This is a genomic window from Streptomyces cupreus (assembly GCF_014257025.1).
GTDB classification, from domain to species: Bacteria; Actinomycetota; Actinomycetes; order Streptomycetales; family Streptomycetaceae; genus Streptomyces; species Streptomyces cupreus.
The window spans coordinates 1-325 of record NZ_JACMSF010000201.1; the positions used below are offsets into that span (position 1 = coordinate 1).

Annotated in this window: 1 pseudogene; it reads right to left on the reverse strand. The window is 70.2% G+C overall.

Annotated features, from left to right (window positions below):
- Positions 1-7: 7 nt before the first annotated feature.
- Positions 8-325 (reverse strand): annotated as a pseudogene (locus H4N64_RS44300) (ABC transporter ATP-binding protein); the annotation flags it as partial.

A 325-nucleotide genomic window follows, 5' to 3' on the forward strand; every position in this document is an offset into this window, starting at 1 on the left:
GGTCGTCTCAGTGCTGGCCATGGCGGCGGATCTCCCCACGCAGTTCTTCGGTGATCTCGACGGACAGCTCGGCGACCGCGCTGTCCTCGATGCGGCGCGGGTGCGGAATGCCGACCGTCCACTCCCGGGCGATGCGCCCGGGCCGGGAGGACAGCAGCACGACCCGCTGGGCGAGCCGTACGGCCTCGCGGACGTTGTGGGTCACGAACAGCACCGACAGGCCGGTCTCGCGCCAGATGCGGGTCAGCTCGTCGTGCAGCACGTCCCGAGTGATCGCGTCCAGGGCGGCGAACGGCTCGTCCATCAGCAGCAGCTTGCTGTCCTG